Here is a 26,034-nt window from a genome sequence, read left to right as displayed (position 1 = left end):
TTGCTTGTGGCGCATTTACGCTGGCAAGCGACCGACCAAAGCCAGCTCGGCACGCATCGCATCAATCGCTTGGCGATAATCAGGTTGATTAAATATCGCTGAACCTGCGACAAACATATCAGCCCCTGCTTCGGCAACCGCACCAATATTACTGGCTTTGATACCGCCATCGACTTCAAGGCGAATATTGCGACCCGATAGCCTAATCATTTCGCGCACCGCTTCAATTTTTTTGAGGGTACCATCAATAAATGCTTGCCCACCAAAACCTGGGTTGACACTCATCAATAAAATTTGGTCAACTTTATCCATTACATAGTCGAGATAGTGTAGCGGCGTGGCAGGATTCAGCACCAATCCACAGTCAGCGCCCCCATCTTTGATGAGTTGTAAAGAGCGATCGACATGTTGCGTGGCTTCTGGATGAAAGGTAATGATGCTGGCGCCCGCCTTTAAGAACTGCTCAATCATACTATCAACCGGTGATACCATCAAATGCACATCTATCGGCGCAGTTACCCCATAATCACGCAGTGCCTGACAAATCATGCTACCAAAGGTCAAATTTGGGACATAATGATTGTCCATCACGTCAAAATGCACCACGTCAGCACCCCCGGCGATAACCTTCTCGACCTCTTCGCCCAAACGGGCAAAATCTGCCGACAAAATCGAAGGGGCAATCAAAAATTGGCTATCATTGTTGGGATGGGCAAATTTATTAGGCGCTTGTTTAGGTGAGTCTTCAAGAATTTCAGACTGGTTCATCATCATTGTCCGTCAGCTTTGATTAAAAATTGCGGATATTTTAGCAAAGATTATTTTAAAAAACTTAGACTATTTGGTGACTATTATTTGGCGGCTATTATTTGGTGGCTATTATTTGTTAACTGTGACTATCGACAGCGATTATTTGCTGCCCTTGAAAATAACTACCGCGACAAGGCTTGCAGCATTTGCATTTAAGTCGCCAAAACAAGGTAGCTAGACTATGCTAAATTAGGCTAGATTATGATTGATAAGTACCAAAAAAGATAAAACCCAAGTCTTAGGGCAATAGACTTGGGTTTTAGGGCACTTCATGTCAACTATGTTATTATTATTGGCTTTCCATGATATTACTCATCCTGAGCGTCTCAACACTACCATTCCTTGGTATCATCCTTGTGTTGATGAGTTCATTGTAGGTTGTTGCACGGTTGGTTACTAGCCGCAAAAGGCGGAATCTGTTGTAAGCAAATGCTTACATGGGGTTTTAGCTTGCTCACTACTAGCTTTCTCATGCGCCTTTCAATAATTTGCTTGCATCATTAGCGTTATCAGTCTGAGCTTCCGATAGTTTTTCGCCTTCTTTAATGCCTTCTTTAATGCCTTCTTTGATGGTTTCTTTCGCCTCTTGGTGATCGGCGATGCTTGGCAAAGGTTCAGGCTGCTCATCCATGACTTCAGGTTCATATTGTAAAGTAGTCAGCACAGGAAAATGGTCGGAGCCAATGTTCGGCATACGCGCCATCGATACTAGGGTAAAGTGATTGCTGTGAAAAACATGGTCAAGCGCCCAGCGCAAAAATGGGTAGCTGGCATGAAAGGTATTAATGAATTTACGCCCAATGCGAGGGTCTAGTAGCCCTGAGATACGCTGGAACATGCGTGTGGTATGCGACCACGCCACATCGTTGAGATCGCCTGCAACAATCACCGTCAAGTCGTTGGTGTTGATGTGTTTGCCTACCATTAATAGCTCAGCATCCCGTGTCACCGATTTATCGGCTTCGGTTGGACTCGGTGGCATGGGGTGCAAGCAGTATAGCCAAACAACCTTTCCCATGGCTAGGCGAACTTGGGTATGAATCGATGGAATATCATCAACCACCAGATATTTTACTTGGGGATTGATAAGCTCAAGCTTTGAGTACAAATGCATACCATATAAGTTATCGAGTGGCACTTTGACGTTAAATGGATAGTCAGCCTCAATGGGGCTTAAGGCGTCTTGCCACACTTGGTCAGTTTCGAGTGTCAATACAATATCGGGTTGATGGGTATGGATAAGGTTAATTAAAGCTTGTTTATTTGGATTGGTCGTCAACACATTGGCAACCAACAATTTCACTTGATAATCGCGTGATTTTGGCTGTGCCGTTTGCACTTGTTTCTTCCACAAAAACGTATAAGGCAACACCATGTACGCTTGCATAGCCAGGGCAATAAGCAGCAGTAAAATCAATCCCATCTGCCAACGACTGTCAAAAGCGCCCAGCCAAAGTAAGCCAATGAGCGCCACCACCCCCAAAAAAATCAATTGATTTCTGGGAAAATCAGCAACCCTAAACCACCATTCAAACCTAGGGATGGTCGCCCAAAAAGTTGCAAAAACCACAAAACCTGCTAGCAACTGTAACAACAGCGTCATTGTCTATCCTTTCATGTTATATTGCATTTCACGTTGGTCAATATTAGCTTGTTATCATTAGCTTGTTATCAATAGCATGGCGATATAGTAGCCGCAAAAATAATGCTGATAAATTGCAGTTGTGTTGCCAAACGCTATTTTTCACCGTGACATCGCTATCAGCCTACCATCTATAGCTAAATAGATGCCCCATGTAAAAAAAAATTCACTTGCAAAACCTTACAAATACAGGCAAGGTAACAGGTTACTAATTGAAAAATCAATGTGAATTTTCTGCACTATTTATTTTATTTTGTTTACAGTAAGGAAGGGTTATCATGAGTCAGCTACGCGTAGGTTTGGTCGGATGGCGTGGAATGGTCGGTTCGGTATTAATGCAACGTATGATAGATGAAAACGATTTTGAAGGGATTACCCCCGTGTTTTTCTCTACCAGTAATGCCGGTGGCGATGCCCCTACCCCAAATGGGATTGCCCCTAGCAAGCTTGAAGATGCGCATGACTTAGCGGCTTTAGCGGCTTGTGATGCCATTATTACTTGTCAAGGCGGTGACTATACTAAAGAAGTCCATCAACCGCTACGTGATAAAGGCTGGACCGGTTACTGGATTGATGCAGCAAGCACCCTACGTATGGCGGACAATAGCATCATCGTCCTAGACCCAGTCAACCGCAATGTCATTGATGACGCTATCAAAAATGGTCAAAAAGACTTTATCGGTGGTAACTGTACGGTATCTTTGATGTTGATGGCGATTGGCGAGTTGTTCAAACGTGATTGGGTTGAATGGGTATCTGCGATGACTTACCAAGCGGCAAGTGGTGCGGGCGCCAATAACATGCGTGAGCTTATCAAAGGCATGGGCTACATCCATGATGGCGTCGCAGACGAACTTAATAACCCGGCAGGCGCAATTTTAGAGATTGACCGTAAGGTAGCCGAATTACAACGTAGCAGCGACTTCCCAAAACAATACTTTGGTGCGCCGCTTGCTGGTAGCTTAATTCCTTACATTGATGTGCAGCTAGAAAACGGACAATCAAAAGAAGAATGGAAAGGCTGTGTTGAAACCAATAAAATCTTAGGCAATGATGCAGACAAGACTAATGCCAACATTGTGCCGATTGATGGTATCTGCGTGCGTATCGGTGCCATGCGTTGTCACTCACAAGGCTTGACCATCAAACTAAAAAAAGACATCCCTCTAGAAGAAATTGAAGCTGCGCTTCGTAACAGTGGCAATGAGTGGCTAGATGTAGTAGAAAATGACAAGTCTGCATCGGTTGAGCGTTTGACCCCAGTGGCGGTCACGGGCACCCTTAAAGTTGCCGTAGGTCGTCTTCGTAAGATGAATCTAGGTGGTGAGTATTTATCCGCCTTTACCGTGGGCGATCAGTTGTTATGGGGCGCGGCAGAGCCATTACGCCGCACACTTGCGATTATCCGCAATCAATTATAAACCCAAGGTTTTATAAAAAAACACGCTGACTAGGGCGTGTTTTTTTATGCCTGAGTAGATAAATCTGATAGTGTTAATGCATTATTTACCCCTAAAAAACGCCATGACCAGTAAACAGGGATTGCCGTTATCAGGGTATTGTCAGGATATTAATAGTACAGCGTCATTATCCAAGCATCAATCCACGTATCAATCCACACATAAAGTGATATCAGCAGCGGGCTTTATCCCAAGCTTTATGCCAATAATAAGCGAGTCAGACTATTGAGAGTTTTGGACAAAAAGTGTAAAGTTGAGCAGATAATTTGACTGAAACTTTTGTCAAGTTGTTGGACTATCGATTAATTTGATGTTTGAATATTGCCTGTCGGTATATTGACTACCATGCGACCACACAAGTAGGCATTTTTTAACACCTCTAACTAGGCTATGATACCTTCAGCAAGGATTTTTTATGTCTTGGCAAAAATACTCTGTACACTTGGTATTGGGTTTTCCCTTATCGCTTCCCATTGTCGCTTATGCCGTCAATATTGGCGATACTTATGTACAAACCCAACAAAACCAACCTTTAAATGCTAGTATTAATGTCAGTGATATCAATCCAAGAACTTTTTCTGTCAAAGTCGCCCAAGCTGATGTGTATCGTCAGCTAGGCTTGTCAAAAGATGCTGATATTCAAATCAAATTTTTCCCAACCAGTAGCAATGGCGGTCAGATTGTATTGACCACCAAACGTGCGATTAACGCCCCATTTACCGATGTGGTGCTCAATATCACGGAAAATGGCGTGACCAAAACGCTGCCAAAAACCTTGTTGATGCCCATCGACAGCGCACAAAAAATCACCACGCAAGCCAATACCACGGCTTTTCAATCACCTGCGCAAAACATCGTCATAGGTTCGGCCAATCCTGTGCAGTTGCCTGTTCTGTCGCCCGACCCTATACCCCTGCAGCCGATAACATTGCAATCAACCACCATCAACCAGCTGCCTAATTTACCTACAACTGGTATGCCCGCTGGTGCAGCCCCAATGACACTGGCTAGCGAAAACAGTGACTACCTACGTATTCAAGAGACGCGAACGGTTCGATCTGTTCAGCCAAATAACGCTGTCTATACGCCAGTCGTGCCACAACCGCAAAACCCCATCCAAACAAACGCCGCAGATAATCAATTGCCAAGCCCAGCAGCTAGTTATGGCAATCAACCTTCAGACAAATCCAAATCCAAATTTAAGTACAGCGCCAAAAACCCGCAAATCATTGGCGAGACAACCACTTATACACTACAGCGCAATGATAACCTTTGGACCATCGCCAGTAATATCGCAGCGGCAAACCGCAAAGATGTGGATCAAGTGATGGCAGATATCATGGCAGCCAATCCGACCGCGTTCCCCGATAACGACCCAACCAAACTTGTCGCCAATACCCAATTACACATCCCAAAATACAAAGTAGTCCCTTCACAAATTGGGATAAAATCGGCTAATAAAGCGCGACAACAATATCGTCAAAACAAAAGACGTGTCGCAAGCAAAAAATCTGTTATCGCAGCAAAATCTGCTGCCAAGCAACCAGCCACCCTAAAAACGACAAAAAAGACACTTAAAGCACAAAAAACACCGCGGCCATACGCAGCGACTAAAAAATCTGAAATGACCATCATCGCACCCAGCCATACCAATGGGTCAGTGCGAGGTCAAAGTACCAACAACAAGGTAGGCAAAGGGATGTCATCCCAAGTGGCGGCTCAAGTGCAGCAAAAACGCCAAGCTACCGCCCAGCAAGCCACTAAAGTTAACAAACTCAATCAAGACTTAGTGGGCGCTGAAAATCGCTTGGAAATACAAAACACCAAGCTTGCCCAATTAGAAAAACGCTTAAAAGAGTTAAACAAAAAATAATACAGCGCGTGGATGATATTGCCTGTGTGCTGTGTCATTTCATACCGTACAACAAATTTGTGGTGATTCATTAGTCGCATAAAGCGGTAGCTTATATCTTGCTATGCCCTAATGATAACTATCTACCGTAACGATGAGGTGAAAGATGGATCCAATAATGATAGGTATCGCAGCAGTGGTGATTTTGGTGATTATTGCTGGCGTTTTCTTGATGAAAAAGGGTAAGAACCAGACAACGGTTGATACTCAGACCCAAGTTAAACGTCCAAAAACCTTGGCTGAACAGCAGCGCGAACTAGAACTGCAACGTCAATCGCAGATGCCAAGCCAAGCTGCACCTGACCTACCGCAAACGACTTTACAGACTGTTCAAACCCTCAATACCGCCGAGAGTGCGCAGCATGAGTTACAAGCGGCTGAGCAATTGATTCAAAACCAAGACTATGATGGCGCTATCACAACGTTACGTCGTGCGCTAAAAAATCATCCCTCACATAGCGGGTTGAATTTTACTTTACTTAATAGCTATGCCTTGGCTAAAGATTATCAGCACTTTAATGCCTTCTACCTAGAGGTATTGGCACTCAACGATATTGATCTCACCACCCAAGCCAATAACCTAAAAATGCTGGTAGATGAAGAACAATCGATAAATGCACGCAGCACAGCGATGACCCATACCGCTGAAGGTGTTGAATCAGATGGACTTGATTTTGATTTGCCAGGTTTTAAACAAGACAGTGATAAGCCAGCCGTCAACAGCACTTTACAGGTTGCCATGCCGAGCGTCACTGAAGCGGCACAGCCAGCAACCCTAGCTAATGGTGTTAGCAGCAATGCCGATGATGAGTTAGCTTTTGACTTTGCACTCGATGTGCCTGAAACCAAAATCGCACCTGTTTCGCCTGCCACTAAAACAACTGAGACTACCGCGGCGCAATCACAATCAAATGAGTTAACTTTTGACGATTTTGATTTTGATCTAACTAGCAAACAGCCCGCGACCGCTGAGACTGTCGCTGCCCTAGAATCGCCTACCGAAATTGTTGCCCCAGTGAAAGAGGAACTTGTAACCACCACTTCGGCAAGTAACGTCAATAACAATGCTATTAGCGACAGTGATTTTGATTTTGATTTTGATTTTAGTTTACCAGAGACGCAATCAACACCTACCGCTACTGCTGTAGAACCAATGATAACGACCCCAACGGCTGCACCGAGCGCTGACAACAATATCGCAGATGATTTTGATTTCGACTTTGAGTTGAACGCTGAGCCAGCGGTTACGGTTACTCCAACCAATGACGTTACTACAGAAGCCGACTTAAGCTTTGACGCGTCAGATACCAAAGCATCTAGCAATCTAACTTCCGATGCAGCAACTTCTGTACCGGTTGCAAGTGATGAAGCCACAGATATTACATCGTTTGATTTGGATGATGAATTACTACGCCAAGCAGAAGCAGCCACATTAGCCACAGCTGCTACCCCATCAGTCGCTGAGCCTGTTGTTGACTTGGCAGAAGTCAACGCTCCTATAGAAGTCAAAGCCCCTAGCCAATCTGATTCGCTACTTATCTCAGATGATATGTTTGATTTTGCGCTAGACGATGACACGACCAAAGCGCAAGACCCTACGTCAAATGTCTTGGTTACTGAGCCTGTCATATCGGATGACCTGATTGATTTGTCTTTTGATGATACAGCTACTCAAGCAACTAATCAGACAACTACGACCCGAACCGCTAGTCTTGAAACGACATCGATGGCAGATGAGGGAAGCCTAACAACAGCACCAGTCATTGAGGATTTATCAGCGATACTGGATGTGATTAAGGATATCGACACGGATACGTTAAACGTAGATTTGGCAGAACAGTATGTGAATTTAGGGGAATACGACAGTGCCAAACGCTTGCTTGATGAAATCAAAGACAGCAACAACACGGCGTTGGTAGAACGTGCCACAGCGTTAAGACAACGTATCGCTTAATCATGTTCTGCATAAAAAAAGGATAGTAAATTGACTATCCTTTTTTTTGGTCTAATTTTTTTTGAATTACTTTATAACAACTTAATACTCAATCGCTATGGGTTTAAGTCCCGTTTTAAAGGCGTTTGCTTTTTCAACATAATGTAATGCTGATTGTTGAAGCATCACTTCACGCGCCTGCGGCAAGGTTTTGACAACTTTAGCTGGGCTTCCCATCACGATGGAATTATCTGGGATTTGCATATTTTCGGTGACAAGCGCATTGGCACCGATGATGCAGTTTTTGCCGATTTGGGCATTATTGAGCACAATCGCACCGATACCAATCAAGCTATTATCACCAACGCTGCAGCCGTGAAGCATCGCCAAATGCCCAATCGTCACGCCTTCGCCAATAGTGACGGCGATACCTTCATCGGTGTGTATCACACTGTTTTCTTGCACATTACTATTTTTGCCCAAATAAATCGGCGCGTTGTCCGCGCGTATCACCGCGCCAAACCACACACTGACGTTATCAGCTAAATGCACATCACCGATGACTTCAGCCGAGTCTGCGACCCAGCCTGTGAAGGGTGCTTGATAGGTGGGTTTTTTGTCTTGCCATTGGTACAGCATATCAAATCCTTATGAAAAAAAAGAGCGTCAACTAAAAAATTGACCCTCTAATTTTAGCAAGTGGGGATAAATTAGCAATGGGTTATTGTGGCCAATGCAGTTAAATCAAAGCCCTGCTTTTAGGCTCGCTTCGATAAATTTATCCAAGTCACCATCCAGCACCGCCTGCGTATTCGATGTTTCCACCCCTGTACGCAAATCCTTAATCCGCGAGTCATCCAGCACATACGAGCGAATTTGACTACCCCAACCGATATCCGACTTGGTATCTTCTAGCGCTTGTTGCTTTTCCATGCGCTGCATCATTTCACGTTCGTACAGTTTGGCGCGTAGCATTTTCATTGCCGTGTCTTTGTTGGCATGTTGGCTACGTTCATTTTGACACGCAACCACAATCCCTGTCGGTTGGTGGGTGATACGTACCGCAGAGTCGGTGGTATTAACGTGCTGACCGCCTGCACCGCTTGAGCGATAAGTATCGATGCGTAAATCGGCAGGATTGATATCAATCTCAATATTATCATCGATTTCAGGCGATACAAACACCGCTGCAAACGACGTGTGGCGACCGTTATTGCTATCAAACGGTGATTTTCTTACCAACCGATGCACACCGATTTCGGTACGTAACCAGCCAAACGCATAGTCACCTTTGACATGAATCGATGCGCTTTTAATCCCTGCAACCCCACCTGCTGATAGTTCCATGATTTCGGCTTTAAAGCCATGTGATTCACACCAGCGCAAATACATCCGCAGCAGCATCTCTGCCCAATCCTGTGCTTCGGTACCGCCTGAGCCTGACTGGATATCAACATAGCAGTTGTTACCATCCATCTCGCCGCTAAACATACGCTTAAACTCTAAATCTGCGACTTTGGCTTCGGCCTCATCGAGTTCCGCTTGTACGTCTGCTAATAGCGTTGCATCATCGGCTTCCACCGCTAAGTCAATCATGGCTTTGGCGTCTTCTAACTTGTCGTCTAAAGCGGTAATCACGCCAATGACATTATCAAGCTGCGATTTTTCTTTACTGATTTTGGTGGCACGCTCTGGGTCGTTCCACAATTCTGGGTTTTCAAGCTCTAAATTGACTTCTTCCAAACGCTCTTGCTTGGCTTCGATGTCAAAGATACCCCCGAAGCTGGTTGCCACGGTCAGTTAAGTCTTTGATATGCTCTAAATACGGGTTGATTTCCATGCGAGGTTACCTTAACGTGTTACTATGAAAAATACGCTATTATACCTGAATCTGTCACTGGATTCATCTTAGCTGTCGCCTACTACGCCTGTGCTTTCATCGACCAATCTTCCACTGCCCAATGATGCGCTAAGGCATGCGCGTGTAGGGTATCATCGGGGCAGACCGCAATCGCCACATCTGCCCATTCTAATAGCGGCAAATCATTTTTTGAATCCGAATAGGCATAAGTTTTGGTATAAGTAATGCCTTGCGCATTTTTTTGAGCAATCCAATTTTTTAAATGAATGATTTTGCCTTCTTTAAAGTTTGGCTGCCCTGCGACCTTACCCGTGTATCCCTGCTTGGTGACTTCAAGCTCAGTGGCTAAAATATTATCTTCCGCTACCAAAAATAATTTGTTAACAATCGCTTTGACCACAAAGGCATTGGTGGCGGAAATCACCACCACATCGTGCCCCGCTTGTAAATGTGATTGGATAGCGTTAACCGCTTTTGGACGCACTTTTGGCGCAATTTCTTCTTGCAAATATTGTTCACGCCATTCGTGTAATTGGGCTAAAGTATGCTGTTTTAAAAAGCCTGCCACAAACTCATTATAGACGACCGCATCGAGCGTCCCTGCGATATAGTGCTCATAAAACTCCCGATTTTTAGCACGATACAGCGATTCTTCTACCAGATGATGTTTGACCAAAAACTCGCCCCACATATAGTCACTATCAGTATCAATGAGGGTGTTATCGAGGTCAAATAGCGCCAATTCTTTGTGTAGTACGGTTGACATAGGACAGCCTTTAGCATAGTTAGTGAAAAGTTAAATTGCGGGGTTTTGGTCATCGACGGTTAAGGTATCACCAAATCGCCAAGTACGGATAATGCGCAGCTCCAAATAATCTTGCATTTCCTTTGAGAACTTACCAAATGGCGCGGCTTTACGCACCGAATTTTTTGCTGCTTCATCCAAGATGGTAGCGCCTGATGACTGTAAAACTTTGATGGATTTGACTTGCCCGTTAGGCTCAATAATCACCATCAGCATGACATCGCCTTTGATGCCTTTGGCGCGGGCTTCTTGCGGATATTGCTGGTTGCCAATATGATAGGCTTGTTGGCGAAAATTCTCGATATAGCGCGCGGCTTCACCCGTAGTGGTGGAGTTACTGCTGATAGTTTTGACCGCAGATTTTTTGGCTAGTAATTGGCGGTTACTGCTGATTTTGGTTTCAAGGGTGGCAATTTGTGCCTGTACCCGTTGTTCTTGCGCGGCTAGATTTTCGCTATCATCTTGTTTCTTATTATTATTTTCCCTGCGGATTTTTTCAAAGCTTAACGTGGTACGTAGATAACTTTCTTGAAACGCTTCTTGACGCGTTTGGCGTTCTTGACTCACGATATCATCGGTTTCATTGACTGCTTGGTCTTCTAAGGGACTCATGGTATTGTTTTCAAGCCGTAGCTTTTCGTTGGACTCACCCCCACCTTGCTGGCCGGCATTGGCAATAAAATCGGCTTTTTCATTCTTTTGCAGGTTTTCGGTCAATACCGTGGTGACTTCTTGCACCGCTGCGGTTGGTGAGCTTTTATCTTCAAATTGGATACCAAAAATAACAGCCGCATGAATTACCACTGCCGTAATCGTAGCAAATAGCATGACGCTGTCTTTGCAAGCCGCAGTATGTGGCATTAACTTTTGAAAAACATCACGGTGACTGTCTTTGCTATACACCAAAATATAACCCTTTGAACGATGACGACGCTATCTTCTCTACAACCTTGCTAAAAAAATACAAATCACTCATGTATTATAACGCGCAGATATTATAGATTAAATCAAACATTGGCTGAAGCTAAATTCATACGCCATTAGCAATCAGTGGTGAGCAATTAATAAGTAGTAATTAATGGTTACCAACTACTGGTACAAGATTTTTTGTAGACGGGTCAGTAGCTTTATGATTAGTGACTTTATGATTAATGACTTTATGATTAGCAACTTTACAATGCCCAAAAACTGACTACAATAATAGCTTTCAATACAAATATAAAAAAACTGAGAAACGATAGTGATAACAAGCAAAACGCAACTGGATGAATTTTTTGCCATCCATTCTGAAGAAATTGCACGTGAGCTGATGCAAAAATCGCAAACGTGGTATGAGAAAATTGAAGATTTTGCCGGTCAAGAGTTTATCGTGCCCGCCACCGAAAAGCAGCTAAACGATGCCATTCAAAAATTTGTGGTGGCAAAAGTCAAAGCGATATTGAGTATGCATCTGGAGATTCATGAAGGCTGGCTTCGACTGTATGCAACGGTTAACTATAATGGCATCTACGCTGACCTTGCTGTCAATTTAGGTGTGGTACATGCCCAATTTGACCGTTATCGCCAGCGCCTGGTATTTCAGCAACTGACTGACACCGATGTCATTGCCTTGTATTCAGATTCATATCTGAAATCAAAAGCGATTCATGCGGCGCTTTGGTTTTTTAAACGGGTGTTAAAGAAAGACCCGCTTGGCATGATTTTGGAGAAAATCAATTTGGTGCACCAAAAAGATGATATTTTGTATCTCGATATTGGTCGCTGGCTGAAGAAAAACGAAAAAATCATGGCAACGCTGCGCAAGGTGCAGGTGAATCATGGCTATCTTGCTGAACAGCAGCTCCTAATGAGAGCCAATGCCAACGTCGGTGAAATTCTCAACATAGGTAGTAGTGAACAATTGATTACCGAAGCGGATAATCCTGCAGTGGCCACTAACGCAACAAAAGCGGCTTAGTATTTTTCATGGGTATTACTCATCCTTTACCGCTTTTGCCCTACTGATTTTTTTACCGATTGTGCTTTGCCAGTTAACGAGGTGCTTACCAATAGTTTTCAACGGCGATATTGCCTTCGCCGCGGCGATTCATGGTCAATCCAATCGATTTTAAGGCTTCTTTGGTATCTTCGACCATTTGTGGGTTACCACACACCATCACGTGACTGCGCTCTTTATCCAGTTTTTGCCCTACCAATTGGGTTAACTTGCCCGACAATATCAAGTTAGGAATCCGCGCTTTTTCCCCGGCATAATCCGCTTCCCGCGTGACAATAGGCAAGAATACAAACGCCGCCCCATTGTCGCCATAGATTGACTTAATCGACCCAATCTCCGCTTGATAAGCAAGCTCTTGTGAGGTGCGTGCGCTGTACACCAAAATAATGCGCTGATATTGCTGCCATACATCGATAGTCTTTAAAATCGATAAAAATGGGGCTAAACCTGTGCCTGTTGCCAGCAACCATAAATCATTGGGCAGGGGTAACTGGTAGCGGGCTAAGGTCAAATAGCCAAATGGCGTGGTATTAAGCAATAAACTATCGCCCACTTGGATATGATTAACCTTACTGGTAAATTCCCCCTCAGGAATGACCACCGAGAAGAATTCAATAAATTCATCATAGGGTGAAGATGCAACGGAATAGGCGCGAAACACATAGCCATCAAGGTCAATGGGCTGACCTTGCGCCTCATGACCTTGCTCCTCATAAACTTGCGTCTCAGAAGTTATTAGCTTGGTCTCATGGTTTTGTCCAAAATATTGCAAATCTTTGCCATGGATACCGAGCCTAACAAATTGTCCTGCGGTAAATTTAAAGCCATCGGGACGCGTGACTTTAAAACTTAGCAAAGTGGGTGCCCAACGGGTCACTTCAATCACTTTAACGCGAATACTTTTATCATCTGACATGTTATCTTGACCATTTTTTTGCATCATTATAAACAAAAAAGCGTACCTTAATGAGCTAAGATACGCTTTTTTATGTCGCAGTACTAAAGTTGGATTAATACAGACGAACTAGCGTGATAATTTTTGATAACGTTTCGGGGAAAATACCGAAGTACAATACTGCTAACGTCACCAACAACACCATAATGCCGCCTGCTTGAACACCCCAATGATTGACTGCATCGTGCGGTTGCACTGCTTGGGGACGTCTAAACAAGGTGACCATAAGATTTAGATAGTAATACAAGCTAATTGCACTACCCACGATAATCATGGCAGTGAGCCACCAACTTTGCGCTGAAACCGTAGCAAAAATCGCAAAGAATTTGCTGATAAAGCCTGCGGTCAATGGAATACCTGCCAATGATAATAGCATCACAGTCAATACAGCGGTCAGTACAGGACGTTGCCAAAAAATACCTTGGAAGTTGTCAACCAATTCTGCTTCACCTTGACGTTTGTACGGGCTTGACATAATAGTCACGACACCGAACGCTCCAATAGTAGTAAACGCATAGACTGCCATGTACAGGCTGACAAAACCTGCTGATTCAACTTTCACGGCGCTGATGATGGCTAACACATAGCCGATATGCGCAATGGAGGAATAAGCTAACAGACGTTTTATATTTTGCTGACGAAGCGCCAGTACGTTACCGATAATCATCGATAAACTGGCAATCACCACAATCAAGGTATTGACTGCTGGCAAGGCTAAGGTTGCCGTCGACAATAAAAAACGTAACCCTAACGCCATCATAGCTACTTTGGAAACACTGCCTAAGAAAGTCGCCACAGGTGCAGGCGCACCTTGGTAAACGTCCGACGTCCAAGTGTGAAATGGTACCGCTGAGAGTTTAAAGGCGATACCAAATAACATTAATGCCGTACCCACCACCAAAATCGGCATAATCATACCATTTTGAAACATGGGCACGATTGCCATACCAATTTGACGGAAGGATAAAGTCCCTGTGTTTGAGTAAATTAATGCCATACCCATCAACATGGTAGCAGAGGCTGTCGCCGATAAAATGAGGTATTTGAAACCTGCTTCTAACGATTTACCACGCGCATAAGTATAAGCCAACATACCATATAGCGGTACCGACAATAACTCTAAGCTGACAAAGAAAGAGGCTAAATTATCAGCGCATACCATAAACAGCGCGCCCAATGTTGAGATAAGCATTAGCAAATACAATTCTTCTTTGTTGTCACCATAGCCCTCAATGTAACCATACGCCAAGGTAAAACACGCCAATGAGCTGATTAAAATAATCACCATATTGAACTGGGCAAAGCTATCCACCACAAATAAGGGGGCAATCAAGCCTTGCGATGGCGTAAATAATTCATACAGACCATGCAATATGCTATCAGGATTGCCACCCAATAATTGTATTAACACAACAACCAAGGCAGCATTAAGACCAATGACGCTAAGGGTGCCTGCCACAAAATTTGAACGCTTCATGGCGATGGCAATCATCACCACCACCGTGGTAATTGAAATTAAAATCATTGGAAACAATGGCATGAGCACATTGCTAGCAAATGGAATAATAGGATTCATCTATTTTACCTCCATATGAGCAAATGGCTCTTGAGAAGTAGGTACAACTTGCTGGACATGATATGCCTCACTAATCCACTGCATACTGTGATCAGAGGTATCTAAGAATGATTGCGGATATAGACCTAACCATATTAAACCAAACGCAAGCACCAACAAGATTGCCGCTTCACGCGCATTGATATCACGCATCGGTGACATTTTTTCAATCGTCGCTGTTGGCGTACCAAATAATGCTTTATAAATCATAATTAATGCGTATAAACCTGCAACGACTAAGCTAAAGGTGGCAAACACCACTGCCACAGGATGCGAGGCAAAAGACCCTAGAAGAATTAAGAACTCACCAATAAAGTTACCAGTACCTGGAATACCTAATAATGCCGCGGCAAAGAACATAAGTAACGGTGGGTAATAACGCATTTGACCCCACATACCACCCATTTGGCTCAAATCACGGGTATGTAGACGCTCATAAAGCTGACCACTCATGATAAATAATGCCGCTGAGCTAAGACCATGTGCCAACATTTGAATCATCAAGCCTTGGAAACTAATTAACGTACCGGCATACAACGCAAGTACCACAAAACCCATGTGTGAAATACTGGTATAAGCCAGTAACCGCTTGATATCTTGCTGCATAAACGCAAGCCAAGCCCCGTAGAAAATACCAATACCGCCCAAGGTAATTGCAATCGGTGCAAACTGAGCACTGGCTTCTGGGAATAATGGCAGAACAAACCGCAATAAACCATACGCCGCAGTTTTAATCAAAATACCAGCCAAATCCACCGAGCCTGCAGTCGGTGCCTGTGCGTGCGCATCGGGTAACCAGCCATGCAATGGGAAAATTGGTAATTTAACCGCAAAGCCAATGAAGAACATCAGCATGATGGGATATTGCCATTTACCAAGATCTGTACCGAGCAAGTCCATATAGTTAAACGTTATTTGACCTGTGGTTGATGCATGAATCATCACCAAAATCAAAATACCAATCAACATAATCAGACCCGATGCTTGGGTATAAATAAAGAATTTGGTTGCCGCATATTCTTTGGTTTTACCACCAATCGCATTGTGTCCCCAGATTGCAATCAAGAAATAGATAGGAACTAACATCATCTCCCAAAAGAAGAAGAACAAGAACATATCGATTGCTAGGAAAACACCAATAACACCGCCCAAGCTCCAAAGTAGATTGAGATGGAAGAAGCCCACACGGCGAGTAATCTCACCCCATGAACACGCCACCGCCATCATACCTAAGAAGGCTGTTAGGCTCACCATCAGCAGCGATAATCCATCAATGGCTAGATGGAAACTGACCCCTAATGAGGGCATCCAAGGTAGTTGAAACTCTGCCAACCAAGTCGGTTTAGCAGTCACTTCCGCAATGGTTTGTGCTGCACCAATAAAGTTACCGTTTTGCCAAATAGCTACCGTAATCAAAAACGTTAATAGCATGCCAAGAAACGCAATCCAACGCGGAAAACGTTCATCAACTTTTTCAACCAACCAGCACAGAAAACCTGCAATGATTGGAATAAATATCAAGGCGGGTAATAAGAGATTATTTTGCATAACTGTTACTTCCCTATCATCATCATTACCAACACCAACAATACTGCCATGCCAAGACCGAAGCTTGCAGCATACCCACGAATCGAGCCTGATTGGAACCATGTCGCCACTCGGTTACCTGCCAGCGATAGGGCGGGTAAAATATTCCAAGTACGGTCAATCGGGTCAATTTTAATCAACTTACCAATCAATAAGAATGGTTTAACAAACACAATGTCATACAAAGCATCAAAGCCTAAACCATGATAGCACCAGTAATTAAGCGCACGGCCCAAACCTGTTTGGTTAAACTTACTCACGATGCGACCTTTATCTAGGGCAAACAAGAAAGCACCCACAATCAAACCCGCCAACATTGCAGCCATCACAATCATTTCTGCCGTGTGCTTACCTGATTCTACCTCAGGATGAATCACGCTAAAACTCTGTGGCAATACGCCTGCTAATGGTGGATGAATCATCGCCCCCACTGCAGTTGATAACACTAGCAATACCGCAAGCGGCAGCCAGTATGTCCAACCTTTAAGATCGTGAATAGGCGTTTTTTCTTCACCAAAAAACACAATCCAAATCATACGAAACGTATAAATCGAGGTTAAAAATGCACCCACCACTGCCATCCAAAATAAATTCATATGACCTGATGCAAAGGCTTCCCAAATGATTTCATCTTTTGAGTAATAACCCACTGTAATCCAAGGAATCGCAGCAAGCGCCCCACCCCCGATCGCAAACACCGCAAATAGGAATTTATTTTTATAAAACAAGCCGCCCATTTTAAAGATGTTTTGCTCATGATGGTAAGCCAAGATAACAGCGCCTGACCCTAGGAATAATAAAGCTTTAAAGAACGCATGGGTCATCAAGTGGAAAATCGCAACTTGCCAAGCGCCTACCCCTAATGCCAAGAACATATAGCCGATTTGACTCATGGTGGAATAAGCTAAGATACGTTTGATATCGGTTTGTGCCAGCGCACAGAAACCCGCAACCAACAATGTCGTTGCCCCAACAATACCCACCCAACTTGCCAATACATCAGGGGTCAATAAGAACACAGGATGTAAACGGGCAATTAAATACACACCTGCGGTAACCATCGTTGCCGCATGAATCAAGGCTGAAACAGGCGTAGGACCTGCCATCGCATCGGCAAGCCAAGAATGCAGCGGAATCTGTGCAGATTTACCCATCGCACCAAGCACTAGCATTACAGCCGCAACTTTAATGGTAGGATAGCTATGACCAAAAATAGTCACCGTTGACCCTGCCGACGTTAGCATTTGCGATACATTAGCATTGATATCTGAGATATTTAACGTACCCAATTCACGGAACAACAAGAATAAGCCAAACGCTAAGAACACATCACCCACACGGGTTATGGTAAAGGCTTTCATCGCAGCACGGCCATTGGCGCGCTCGTGATAATAAAAACCAATCAATAAGTAAGAACAGATACCAACGCCTTCCCAACCTAAGTACAACAGCACTAAATTGTCAGCAAGCACAAGTAATAACATACTTGCGACGAACAGGTTCATATAGCTAAAAAATCTTGCGTAGCCTGTTTCACCGCGCATATACCATGACGCGAAAATATGAATTAAAAAACCGACACCGGTAATCACGCCCATCATGGTCACGCCCAAACCATCCAGCATGAGACCAAATTTTGGGGCAAAACTACCTACTTGCATCCACGTCCACAATGTCTGATTAATGACAGCGCCTTGTGGGTGGTTCATTAAAAAATCACTGCCTGCCATCAAGGCACACAAAGCAGCCAAACCCATACTACCGACACCGACCACTGCGGCTGCGTTTTCGCTTAAGCGGTCACGCATGGTCGCTAGAATCAGAAAGCCAATCAGCGGCAGCATAAAGGTTAAAGGTAACATACTCATTTTGATTTCACCCTTTCATCTCATTTGCCGTATCGACATCTAAATGACCACGCTTATGATAAAACTGTAAAAGAATAGCCAACCCAATTGCGACTTCAGCGGCTGCCAAAGTTAGCACCAAAATAAACATAATTTGTCCGTCAGGACTGACCCAGCGACTACCTGCCACTACAAATGCTAAGGCAGCAGCATTCATCATAATCTCAAGACTCATCAACATAAACAAAAAATTACGTCTTACCATCACACCACAAAAACCAATGGCAAACAAAATCGCTGACAAGATTAGACCGTGCTCTAATGGCACATGCTCTAATGGAAAGTGTCCCATTATGCCTTCTCCTCCTGAACTTCGCGTAACACAGCCGGTTGGCTGGGCTCTTTATCAATAAAATTCGTTACCGCAGGTTGTACAGTATTACCAAGCTCACTGTTATGACTTTCGTTTTCATCATCCAAGGCAGATTTTGCCAAATGATAAGCCGCCACCAAACCCGCTAGTAATAAAAACCCTGCAATTTCGACCAACAATAAATATTCGGTAAATAATTTAGCACCGATCATTTTTGCCGTGACTGGCTCCACCCCAATAAACGCTGGCATCATTCCTTCAGACCCATGTTTCATGCCAATCAAACTAAACAAGGTTAAACCTACAATAAATGCAAGTCCTGCCGGCACTGCCCAAGCCGAGGATGCCAACCAGCTTTCTTCTTCTAAGGTGCTTTGGGTGCCTAAGTTCAGCATCATTACCACAAAGACGAACAATACCATAATCGCCCCGGCATAAACGATGATTTCAAGTGCACCGGCAAATGGCGCCCCTAAGGCAAAGAAAATACCTGATAATGCTAGCAGCGTGACAATCATGTTTAATAACGCATGCACAGGATTGGTACGAGTAATCACGCGCAAACTAGCCAAAATAGCGACAATCGCTAATAAATAAAACCCTATCGTTGCTCCGGTTATCATGGCAATAAACTCCGTAAATCAATCGGTGCAGACTCATTTTGGTGTGCCCCTTTAGGTTTATCTTTGGTCGCCATCCCAGTCACACGGTAATAATTGTAGTCAGGAAATTTACCCGGGCCTGAAATTAACAAATGCTCTTTTTCATACACCAAGTTTTGACGGTTATATTCACCCATCTCAAAATCTGGCGTCATCTGAATAGCCGTTGTCGGGCACGCTTCTTCACACATACCACAAAAGATACAACGCGAGAAATTAATACGGAAAAACTCTGGATACCAGCGTCCGTCTTCACGTTCCGCTTTTTGTAGTGAAATACAACCCACTGGACAAGCGACGGCACATAGATTACAGGCCACACAGCGCTCATCCCCATCCGGGTCACGTGTCAATACAATACGCCCCCGAAAACGCGGCGGTACAGGGACAGGTTGTTCTGGGTATAAAATCGTATCACGTTTACGGGTCGCATGACTTGCGACCATGATTAGGGTGCGCAAGATTGAGCCAAAACCCGTAATCGTGTTTTTTACCATAGTCAAATACATACGTTAATCTCCACCTTACCCTACACCATGAGTGCGCCACAATACATAGGCCGCCGTCGCGAGTAAATTAATCAAGGTAATGGGTAGACAAATTTTCCAGCCAAAGTTCATTACTTGGTCATAACGTGGACGCATCAACGCCCCACGCGCCAATACAAACATGGTCATGAAAAATAGCGTTTTTAACATGAACCAAATAATCGGCGGGATAAAACTCAATCCATCAAATAATGGCAACCAACCACCAAAGAATAAAATAGTAATCAGCGATGATACCAACACGATATTCACATACTCACCGACAAAGAACATACCAAATTTCATACCTGAGTATTCAACATGGTAACCTTCTGCCAATTCTTGCTCTGCTTCTGGCTGGTCAAATGGGAAACGGTGGGTGACTGCCACACCTGCGACCATAAAGGTTAAAAACCCTAAAATTTGACCAAACACATTCCAGTGCCAAAAACCACCGGCTTGTGAGTATACGATATCGCGTAAGTTAAATGACCCTGCCAATGCCACCACACCCATTAGCGATAATCCTAGAAAGACTTCATAACTAATGGTTTGGGCAGCAGAGCGTAGACCACCGAGCAAGGCGTATTTATTGGCTGATGCCCAGCCACCAAACATCACGGCATAAACCGCCAACCCTGCCATCGCAAAAAAGAACAAAATACCGATGCTCCAGTCTGCACCACCGAGTGATGGCGTAACTGGCACAATGATATAAGCGGCTAAAGCGGTAAACAATGAAATCGCAGGCGCCAAGACAAAGATAAATTTATCGGCAAATTTGGGTGTCCAGTCTTCTTTAAAGAAGATTTTGAGCATATCCGCGGCAACTTGTAGCGAACCTTGCCAACCCACACGGTTTGGACCATAACGGTCTTGCCACAGTGCCAACATGCGACGTTCATAAGGAATCATCAACGCGGCAAAAATCACCACCGCCAAGAAAATAACAATTGATTGCACTGCCAAAAATACAATTGACCAAGCTTCAGGGGACATTACCCCAGCCAGCCATGCAGGTAAATCGGGCATCTGTCTAACAGAATAATCCATTATACCCCCTCCCCTGGAGTTACTTGAGCTGTCACGCCACCATTATTAGCTGGTGGTACCGCTTGGGTGACAGTGTTGGTAGTTGCTGATTTTACGATACTGATGTCCGTATAGGGTTGCGCTAGCAAGGCTTCTAATTCACCCGCCTGACCCACAGGATAGCCCACACAGCTTTCGGCTAAATAATCGACAAGCTGCACAGGCAATGTGGTCGCTACACCCTTCACTGTGACCGTTAACATATCACCTGATTGCAGCTGCCATTTATCCGCATCATCCGTTGATACACTAAAAGCAGCTGGCAGCAATTGTGAGGCAACCACTTCACTACGGGCAGTGAGTTCATCACTAGCAAAAATATTATACACAGGCACTAGCTGGGTGGAACCTTGTTGGCTAGCTGCCGCAGGCGCAATATACTCACGTTTTGGCAATGCGGTTAACGCATCAAAAATACGCACCCCTGGATCGCCATGTTTGAGATGACCACCCACTTTATCTTGGTATTTATTCCAAGCTTGCGGTGAGTTCCAACCTGCTGACCAAGCAAATGGAATCATTGATGAATCCGTTTGGGTGCCCACATAACCTTCTTGGGAGAAGGTCAGGCCCGTATCGATATCTTTCGGCTGCTCTGGCTCATGCACAGAAATCGGTGCACGCATCGCTGTACGACCGGAATAACGGCGTGGCTCACGCGCGACCTTTAGACCGGTAATACGGTAATCGGCTGATGGTGCTGCTTGTCTGATTGCGGCTAATTGTGGATTGGTGTCTGCGACTGCAGTAATCACATCATCAAGCTGCGTCCAGTCAATCGCACGGCCATTGAGCTCAGACTCTACCGCATGCAACCAACGCCAGCTTTCTTTCACCATGCTTTGCGGGCGATAGTAAACAGGATCATAAACTTGGAAGAAACGCTGTGCACGACCTTCTGCTGAGATTAGTGTGCCGTCCGCTTCTGCAAAGGTTGCTACAGGTACCATCACATCAGCCTGGTTATGCCATTGGTAAGCTTCATGATCAAGTACAATCAGTGATTTGTTGATTAGCAATTGGTTCATTTGCTCAGCGGTTAGGCGGCGGCTGATGTCATTTTCCATGACAATCACCACATCGGCATCATCATCTAATTCATCAATCGCTTTACCACCAAGTAAGTTGACGCCTATGCTATTGGCAGCAGGTACTGACAAGTACAAACCTGCTTTTTCTTGATAGCCTTTGGTCGGGTTCATACGGCTTGGGCGTTTAACTTGCTTGGCTTGTTCAGCAAATGCCGCTTCATCCATCTCTTGTTTGAGCTTGGCTTGCTCTGCATCGATTTTGGCAATCTCTGCATCCACTTGGATATTGTGGGTGTCAACCACGCCTTTTTCATAGATGACCACTTCACCGCGTTTTTGCTCAGCGATATTGGCAATTTGTGCCGCCGCTTCTATGATAGCGGTGTGATACAGTGATGAGCCTGAGATGATAAGTGGTTTGGTTGCTTTAAGCAGCGTCTGCGCGATACGTTTAGCAAATGCTTGCATATCAGCATTATCGTCTTCATCGATGACCAAATCTTTTGGTAATTGTGAGGTAGCCAACGTTTTCATGTGCTCAGCAATGCTAAAGCCTAATTCAGCGATATCGCTTGGGGTAGCGACGCAGCTTACTTCGGCAATATCATCAAGGCGCGTATCTTTGACATCCACAATAAAGATTGGGCTATAGTCTTTTTGACCGATACGAGCCACAGGCTCTGCCAAGAAATCTGGCGTTTTTAGCGCATCTGCCATTTGTTTGGCGCGATTTTTTGCCGCTTGGCGTACAGCCAGTGCAATACGTGGACTGGTTTGGGTAATATCTTCACCCAAAATCAATACCGCATCATAATCCTCAATCTCACGCATGCTTGGATTATGGATATTTTCTGTGGTCAACACATCGATACATTTTTGTACCACAGTTTTTTCTTGATTGGTAATACCAATGCTAAAATTTTCGGCACCGACTAAGCGTTTGAGCGCATAGTTTGATTCAAGGCTGGCAACGGGTGAACCAATACCGATGGCTTTTTTGCCTTGTAACCGGTTTTTGATGGTATCGATAGTATGGTCAATGCTCAGATTGGTTTGTTTACCGCCTAGTGTTTCAATCGCTTGAATTGGGCGGTCTTGGCGGTTGACATAGCCATAGCCGAAACGACCACGGTCACAGAGGAAGTAAGCGTTGACTTCCCCATTAAAACGGTTTTCGATACGGCGCAATTCACCATAGCGCTCACCTGCTGAGATATTACAACCTGCCGAACAGCCATGACAAATGCTTGGGGCATATTGCATGTCCCATTTACGATTGTAGCGCTCTGAGTGAGTTTTGTCGGTGAATACCCCGGTTGGACAAACTTCGGTAAGGTTACCTGAGAACTCACTTTCAAACTGACCGTCTTTATCACGACCAAAATACACACGGCTTGCTGATGCGTAAACGCCCAAATCTTCACCACCTGCGTAGTCTTTGTAATAACGCACGCAGCGATAACACGCGATACAGCGGTTCATCTCATGATTGATAAATGGACCCAAGTCTTGGTTTTGGTGGGTACGTTTGGTAAAGCGGTATTTACGATGATTGTGACCTGACATGTAGGTCATATCTTGCAAGTGACAATGACCGCCCTCTTCACAGGTTGGACAGTCATGGGGGTGGTTGGTCATTAAGAACTCAACCAAACTTTTACGGAAGTTTTTCACTTCTGCATCAGTCACTGAGATCCACATGTCTGGGGTCGGGTTGACCATACAGGACATGACCAAACGACCACGACCGGCTTCATAATCTTCTTTGTTATTATATTGCTTGACGGCACATTGACGGCAAGAACCCACCGAGCCCAATGCAGGGTGATAACAAAAATAAGGGATATCGATGCCAAGCGATAAACAAGCTTGTAGCAAGTTATCGGCACCATCAACTTCGACGTCTTGACCGTCTATATGAATAATTGCCATGTTAATTCCTTACACTGATTGTCCATTGGTGGCCTTAACCGGTTGATACACTTCAACTTTTTCGCTGTTTGCAAATGAAGGCACGCCCGTTGGGGACAATTGTTCTTCAGGCACCACATTGTTACCAATTTTAGCTTCAAATTCTGGTAAAAAGTATTTTAACGCACTTTGTAATGGCTCAACCGCACCCGGTGCGTGGGCGCAGAAGGTTTTACCTAACCACAAATCTTTGGTCAATTGGCGCAGCACGTCAATATCGACAGGTTGACCATTGCCTGTATCGATGGCATGCAAGGTTTTGACCCCCCATGGCAACCCATCACGGCAAGGCGTACACCAACCGCAGGATTCACGGGCAAAGAATTTTTGCAAATTGAGCGACAGTGACACCATATCTTGCGTTTCATCTACCACCATAATCAAGCAGGTACCTAAACGGCTACCCGCTTTCATGATGGGTTCAAAGTCCATTGGCAGGTCTAAATGCTCATCACTGGCGGTTAAGAAGTCAGTTGATGCACCGCCTGGTAACCAAGCTTTTAGTTTACGACCGTCTTTCATGCCTTTGGCATAATCAAAAATAATTTCGCGAGCGGTGGTACCAAATGGCAGTTCCCATAGCCCTGGGTCATTAACTAGACCTGAACAACCCATGATTTTGGTGCCGGGGTTTTCTGATTTGCCTTGCGCCAAGCCTTTATACCATTCTACGCCATGCAGCATGATGCCCGGCATGTTGTTTAAAGACTCTACGTTATTGACCACAGTGGGACGACCCCATGCCCCTGATACTTGTGGGAAGGGTGGCTTAGTACGTGGATTGGCACGGCGACCTTCAAGTGAGTTAATGAGCGCAGTTTCTTCACCACAGATATAACGGCCTGCACCGGTATGCACATGTAAATCAAAGCTATAGCCTGAACCTAAGATATTATCGCCTAAATACCCTTTGGCACGGCACTCATCCAATGCATTATTTAGGCGTTTGGCGGCTTCAATGTACTCACCACGGATAAAAATATACCCCGCGGTTGCGCCAATGGCATAGCCTGAGATAATCATCCCTTCAATCAGCTGAAATGGTAGGCGCTCCATGAGTAAACGGTCTTTAAACGTGCCTGGTTCCATCTCATCTGCGTTACAAATCAAGTAACGGGGTCCGCCATCGGGTGGCGTCATAAAGGTCCATTTAAGACCTGCATTAAAGCCTGCACCACCACGTCCACGCACGTTGGCATCTTTAATCATGTTGCCCACTTCTTTGGCAGATTTAGCCAAGGCATTTTTTAGACCTTCAAACCCTTTTAGGCTTTCATAGGTTGCCAAATCTAGCACTGAGTCATAATGCGCCAAACGCCAAGTCAGGGGCTTGGTCTCACTGGTCGCTGTCGCTTTGTCACCATAAATAGGAATGCTTTGCTCGCCCAATTGACTGGGTGATTTGCCAATTTTTCGATTATTAATTTGACGGGTTATATTCATGCGTATTGCTCCAGCAATTCAGCAATCTCTTCAATTTGGACAGGACCGTAGGTATCTTCATCAATCAAAACCGCCGGACCTTTATCACAGTTACCTAAACAACAAATGGGTAATAAAGTAAAACGATTGTCTGGGGTGGTTTGACCAAAACTAATGCCTAAGGTGCGCTCAAAAGCTTGACCTAAATTCTCTGCACCTACCAGATAACAACCAATCGAGTCACAGACCAAAATCACATGACGACCAACCGGTGAGCGGTAGATACGGTTATAAAATGTTGCAACCCCTTCCACATCGGTGACTGGGATTTTTAAGATATTAGCAATCGCGTTGACTTGTGCATCATCCACCCAGCCGTTACGGCGTTGGACAATTTTTAGCGCATCAAGTGATGCCGCGCGGCTTTGTGGGTAGTGATGCATAAATTCATGAATGTCGTGAATTTCTGCTTCGGTTAGAATGCTTGCGACATCCACCTTTGGGGTTTTATCAGTTACAATCTTCATCGGTGG

At 44.6% G+C, this 26,034-nt stretch carries 21 protein-coding genes; 4 read left to right on the top strand and 17 right to left on the bottom strand.

Features of this window, described 5'->3' with window-relative positions; translation table 11 throughout:
- Window positions 1-15: 15 nt before the first annotated feature.
- Together rpe and RT064_RS04880 are read right to left on the bottom strand one after the other, a co-directional pair.
- Window positions 16-774 (bottom strand): ribulose-phosphate 3-epimerase, encoded by a 759-nt coding sequence (gene rpe, locus RT064_RS04885; RefSeq protein WP_409519528.1) that lies wholly within the window; start codon window positions 772-774, stop codon window positions 16-18.
- Between the two features lie 505 nt (window positions 775-1,279).
- On the bottom strand, window positions 1,280-2,413 hold the full coding sequence (locus RT064_RS04880; RefSeq protein ID WP_313062080.1) for an endonuclease/exonuclease/phosphatase family protein: 1,134 nt from the start codon (window positions 2,411-2,413) through the stop codon (window positions 1,280-1,282).
- A gap of 317 nt (window positions 2,414-2,730) precedes the next feature.
- On the opposite strand from RT064_RS04880, the gene asd reads away from it, so the two are divergent.
- The 3 genes from asd (at window position 2,731) to RT064_RS04865 (ending at window position 7,778) form a co-directional block, all read left to right on the top strand.
- Window positions 2,731-3,873 (top strand): aspartate-semialdehyde dehydrogenase, encoded by a 1,143-nt coding sequence (gene asd, locus RT064_RS04875; RefSeq protein WP_313062079.1) that lies wholly within the window; start codon window positions 2,731-2,733, stop codon window positions 3,871-3,873.
- 454 nt (window positions 3,874-4,327) lie between these two features.
- Entirely contained in the window at window positions 4,328-5,785 is a 1,458-nt protein-coding gene (locus RT064_RS04870) for a type IV pilus assembly protein FimV (RefSeq protein WP_313062077.1), read from the top strand.
- A gap of 157 nt (window positions 5,786-5,942) precedes the next feature.
- On the top strand, window positions 5,943-7,778 hold the full coding sequence (locus RT064_RS04865; protein WP_313062075.1) for a hypothetical protein: 1,836 nt from the start codon (window positions 5,943-5,945) through the stop codon (window positions 7,776-7,778).
- A gap of 81 nt (window positions 7,779-7,859) precedes the next feature.
- Here the strand turns inward: RT064_RS04865 and RT064_RS04860 are convergent, their stop codons facing one another.
- The 4 genes from RT064_RS04860 to RT064_RS04845 all read right to left on the bottom strand — a co-directional run bounded on the left by RT064_RS04860 (window position 7,860) and on the right by RT064_RS04845 (window position 11,284).
- Window positions 7,860-8,396 (bottom strand): gamma carbonic anhydrase family protein, encoded by a 537-nt coding sequence (locus RT064_RS04860; RefSeq protein ID WP_313062073.1) that lies wholly within the window; start codon window positions 8,394-8,396, stop codon window positions 7,860-7,862.
- A 105-nt stretch (window positions 8,397-8,501) separates the two neighbouring features.
- A protein-coding gene (gene prfB / locus RT064_RS04855; protein WP_159374384.1) for a peptide chain release factor 2 occupies window positions 8,502-9,597 on the bottom strand; the annotation gives its coding sequence in 2 pieces (ribosomal slippage) (window positions 8,502-9,524 and window positions 9,526-9,597; 1,095 coding nt in all).
- A gap of 82 nt (window positions 9,598-9,679) precedes the next feature.
- Window positions 9,680-10,384 (bottom strand): HAD family hydrolase, encoded by a 705-nt coding sequence (locus RT064_RS04850; protein WP_313062070.1) that lies wholly within the window; start codon window positions 10,382-10,384, stop codon window positions 9,680-9,682.
- Between the two features lie 30 nt (window positions 10,385-10,414).
- Window positions 10,415-11,284 (bottom strand): energy transducer TonB, encoded by an 870-nt coding sequence (locus tag RT064_RS04845; protein ID WP_313062069.1) that lies wholly within the window; start codon window positions 11,282-11,284, stop codon window positions 10,415-10,417.
- Window positions 11,285-11,663: 379 nt separating this feature from the next.
- On the opposite strand from RT064_RS04845, the gene RT064_RS04840 reads away from it, so the two are divergent.
- On the top strand, window positions 11,664-12,380 hold the full coding sequence (locus tag RT064_RS04840; RefSeq protein WP_313062068.1) for a hypothetical protein: 717 nt from the start codon (window positions 11,664-11,666) through the stop codon (window positions 12,378-12,380).
- Window positions 12,381-12,465: 85 nt separating this feature from the next.
- Here the strand turns inward: RT064_RS04840 and RT064_RS04835 are convergent, their stop codons facing one another.
- The 11 genes from RT064_RS04835 to nuoE form a co-directional block, all read right to left on the bottom strand.
- Window positions 12,466-13,335, bottom strand: a complete 870-nt coding sequence (locus tag RT064_RS04835; protein WP_313062066.1) for a ferredoxin--NADP reductase — start codon at window positions 13,333-13,335, stop codon at window positions 12,466-12,468.
- A gap of 94 nt (window positions 13,336-13,429) precedes the next feature.
- The gene (locus tag RT064_RS04830; RefSeq protein ID WP_313062065.1) at window positions 13,430-14,950 is read right to left on the bottom strand and encodes an NADH-quinone oxidoreductase subunit N; all 1,521 of its coding nucleotides are present in this window, start codon (window positions 14,948-14,950) and stop codon (window positions 13,430-13,432) included.
- Window positions 14,951-16,537: an NADH-quinone oxidoreductase subunit M gene (gene nuoM, locus RT064_RS04825; protein WP_159769296.1), complete on the bottom strand. Its 1,587-nt coding sequence runs from the start codon at window positions 16,535-16,537 to the stop codon at window positions 14,951-14,953.
- A 5-nt stretch (window positions 16,538-16,542) separates the two neighbouring features.
- The gene (gene nuoL / locus RT064_RS04820) at window positions 16,543-18,444 is read right to left on the bottom strand and encodes an NADH-quinone oxidoreductase subunit L (RefSeq protein ID WP_313062064.1); all 1,902 of its coding nucleotides are present in this window, start codon (window positions 18,442-18,444) and stop codon (window positions 16,543-16,545) included.
- Window positions 18,445-18,451: 7 nt separating this feature from the next.
- Entirely contained in the window at window positions 18,452-18,775 is a 324-nt protein-coding gene (gene nuoK / locus RT064_RS04815; protein WP_007115476.1) for an NADH-quinone oxidoreductase subunit NuoK, read from the bottom strand.
- Entirely contained in the window at window positions 18,775-19,419 is a 645-nt protein-coding gene (nuoJ, locus tag RT064_RS04810; protein WP_313062062.1) for an NADH-quinone oxidoreductase subunit J, read from the bottom strand. Before nuoJ ends, nuoK begins: the two co-directional genes overlap by 1 nt.
- Entirely contained in the window at window positions 19,416-19,967 is a 552-nt protein-coding gene (gene nuoI, locus RT064_RS04805) for an NADH-quinone oxidoreductase subunit NuoI (RefSeq protein WP_100269660.1), read from the bottom strand. Before nuoI ends, nuoJ begins: the two co-directional genes overlap by 4 nt.
- Before the next feature lie 15 nt (window positions 19,968-19,982).
- A complete protein-coding gene (nuoH, locus tag RT064_RS04800) occupies window positions 19,983-21,038 on the bottom strand; it encodes an NADH-quinone oxidoreductase subunit NuoH (protein ID WP_007115473.1) in 1,056 nt (351 codons plus the stop codon).
- Window positions 21,038-24,040: an NADH-quinone oxidoreductase subunit NuoG gene (gene nuoG, locus RT064_RS04795; RefSeq protein WP_313062055.1), complete on the bottom strand. Its 3,003-nt coding sequence runs from the start codon at window positions 24,038-24,040 to the stop codon at window positions 21,038-21,040. Before nuoG ends, nuoH begins: the two co-directional genes overlap by 1 nt.
- Window positions 24,041-24,049: 9 nt before the next feature.
- On the bottom strand, window positions 24,050-25,522 hold the full coding sequence (gene nuoF / locus RT064_RS04790; RefSeq protein WP_313062050.1) for an NADH-quinone oxidoreductase subunit NuoF: 1,473 nt from the start codon (window positions 25,520-25,522) through the stop codon (window positions 24,050-24,052).
- On the bottom strand, window positions 25,519-26,028 hold the full coding sequence (gene nuoE, locus RT064_RS04785; RefSeq protein WP_007115470.1) for an NADH-quinone oxidoreductase subunit NuoE: 510 nt from the start codon (window positions 26,026-26,028) through the stop codon (window positions 25,519-25,521). Before nuoE ends, nuoF begins: the two co-directional genes overlap by 4 nt.
- Window positions 26,029-26,034: the final 6 nt, after the last annotated feature.

The sequence above is a fragment of the Moraxella sp. CTOTU49097 genome, assembly GCF_032064105.1.
GTDB lineage: Bacteria > Pseudomonadota > Gammaproteobacteria > Pseudomonadales > Moraxellaceae > Faucicola > Faucicola osloensis_B.
Note: the sequence above shows the minus strand (reverse complement) of the source record. Positions and strands in the feature narration are given on the sequence as shown.

Bases quoted from the DNA above. Each gene is read 5' to 3' on its own strand.
- rpe (WP_409519528.1), bottom strand. From the start codon at position 774: ATGATGATGAACCAGTCTGAAATTCTTGAAGACTCACCTAAACAAGCG.
- RT064_RS04880 (WP_313062080.1), bottom strand. From the start codon at position 2,413: ATGACGCTGTTGTTACAGTTGCTAGCAGGTTTTGTGGTTTTTGCAACT.
- asd (WP_313062079.1), top strand. From the start codon at position 2,731: ATGAGTCAGCTACGCGTAGGTTTGGTCGGATGGCGTGGAATGGTCGGT.
- RT064_RS04870 (WP_313062077.1), top strand. From the start codon at position 4,328: ATGTCTTGGCAAAAATACTCTGTACACTTGGTATTGGGTTTTCCCTTA.
- RT064_RS04865 (WP_313062075.1), top strand. From the start codon at position 5,943: ATGATAGGTATCGCAGCAGTGGTGATTTTGGTGATTATTGCTGGCGTT.
- RT064_RS04860 (WP_313062073.1), bottom strand. From the start codon at position 8,396: ATGCTGTACCAATGGCAAGACAAAAAACCCACCTATCAAGCACCCTTC.
- RT064_RS04850 (WP_313062070.1), bottom strand. From the start codon at position 10,384: ATGTCAACCGTACTACACAAAGAATTGGCGCTATTTGACCTCGATAAC.
- RT064_RS04845 (WP_313062069.1), bottom strand. From the start codon at position 11,284: ATGCCACATACTGCGGCTTGCAAAGACAGCGTCATGCTATTTGCTACG.
- RT064_RS04835 (WP_313062066.1), bottom strand. From the start codon at position 13,335: ATGTCAGATGATAAAAGTATTCGCGTTAAAGTGATTGAAGTGACCCGT.
- RT064_RS04830 (WP_313062065.1), bottom strand. From the start codon at position 14,950: ATGAATCCTATTATTCCATTTGCTAGCAATGTGCTCATGCCATTGTTT.
- nuoM (WP_159769296.1), bottom strand. From the start codon at position 16,537: ATGCAAAATAATCTCTTATTACCCGCCTTGATATTTATTCCAATCATT.
- nuoL (WP_313062064.1), bottom strand. From the start codon at position 18,444: ATGAGTATGTTACCTTTAACCTTTATGCTGCCGCTGATTGGCTTTCTG.
- nuoK (WP_007115476.1), bottom strand. From the start codon at position 18,775: ATGGGACACTTTCCATTAGAGCATGTGCCATTAGAGCACGGTCTAATC.
- nuoJ (WP_313062062.1), bottom strand. From the start codon at position 19,419: ATGATAACCGGAGCAACGATAGGGTTTTATTTATTAGCGATTGTCGCT.
- nuoI (WP_100269660.1), bottom strand. From the start codon at position 19,967: ATGTATTTGACTATGGTAAAAAACACGATTACGGGTTTTGGCTCAATC.
- nuoH (WP_007115473.1), bottom strand. From the start codon at position 21,038: ATGGATTATTCTGTTAGACAGATGCCCGATTTACCTGCATGGCTGGCT.
- nuoG (WP_313062055.1), bottom strand. From the start codon at position 24,040: ATGGCAATTATTCATATAGACGGTCAAGACGTCGAAGTTGATGGTGCC.
- nuoF (WP_313062050.1), bottom strand. From the start codon at position 25,522: ATGAATATAACCCGTCAAATTAATAATCGAAAAATTGGCAAATCACCC.
- nuoE (WP_007115470.1), bottom strand. From the start codon at position 26,028: ATGAAGATTGTAACTGATAAAACCCCAAAGGTGGATGTCGCAAGCATT.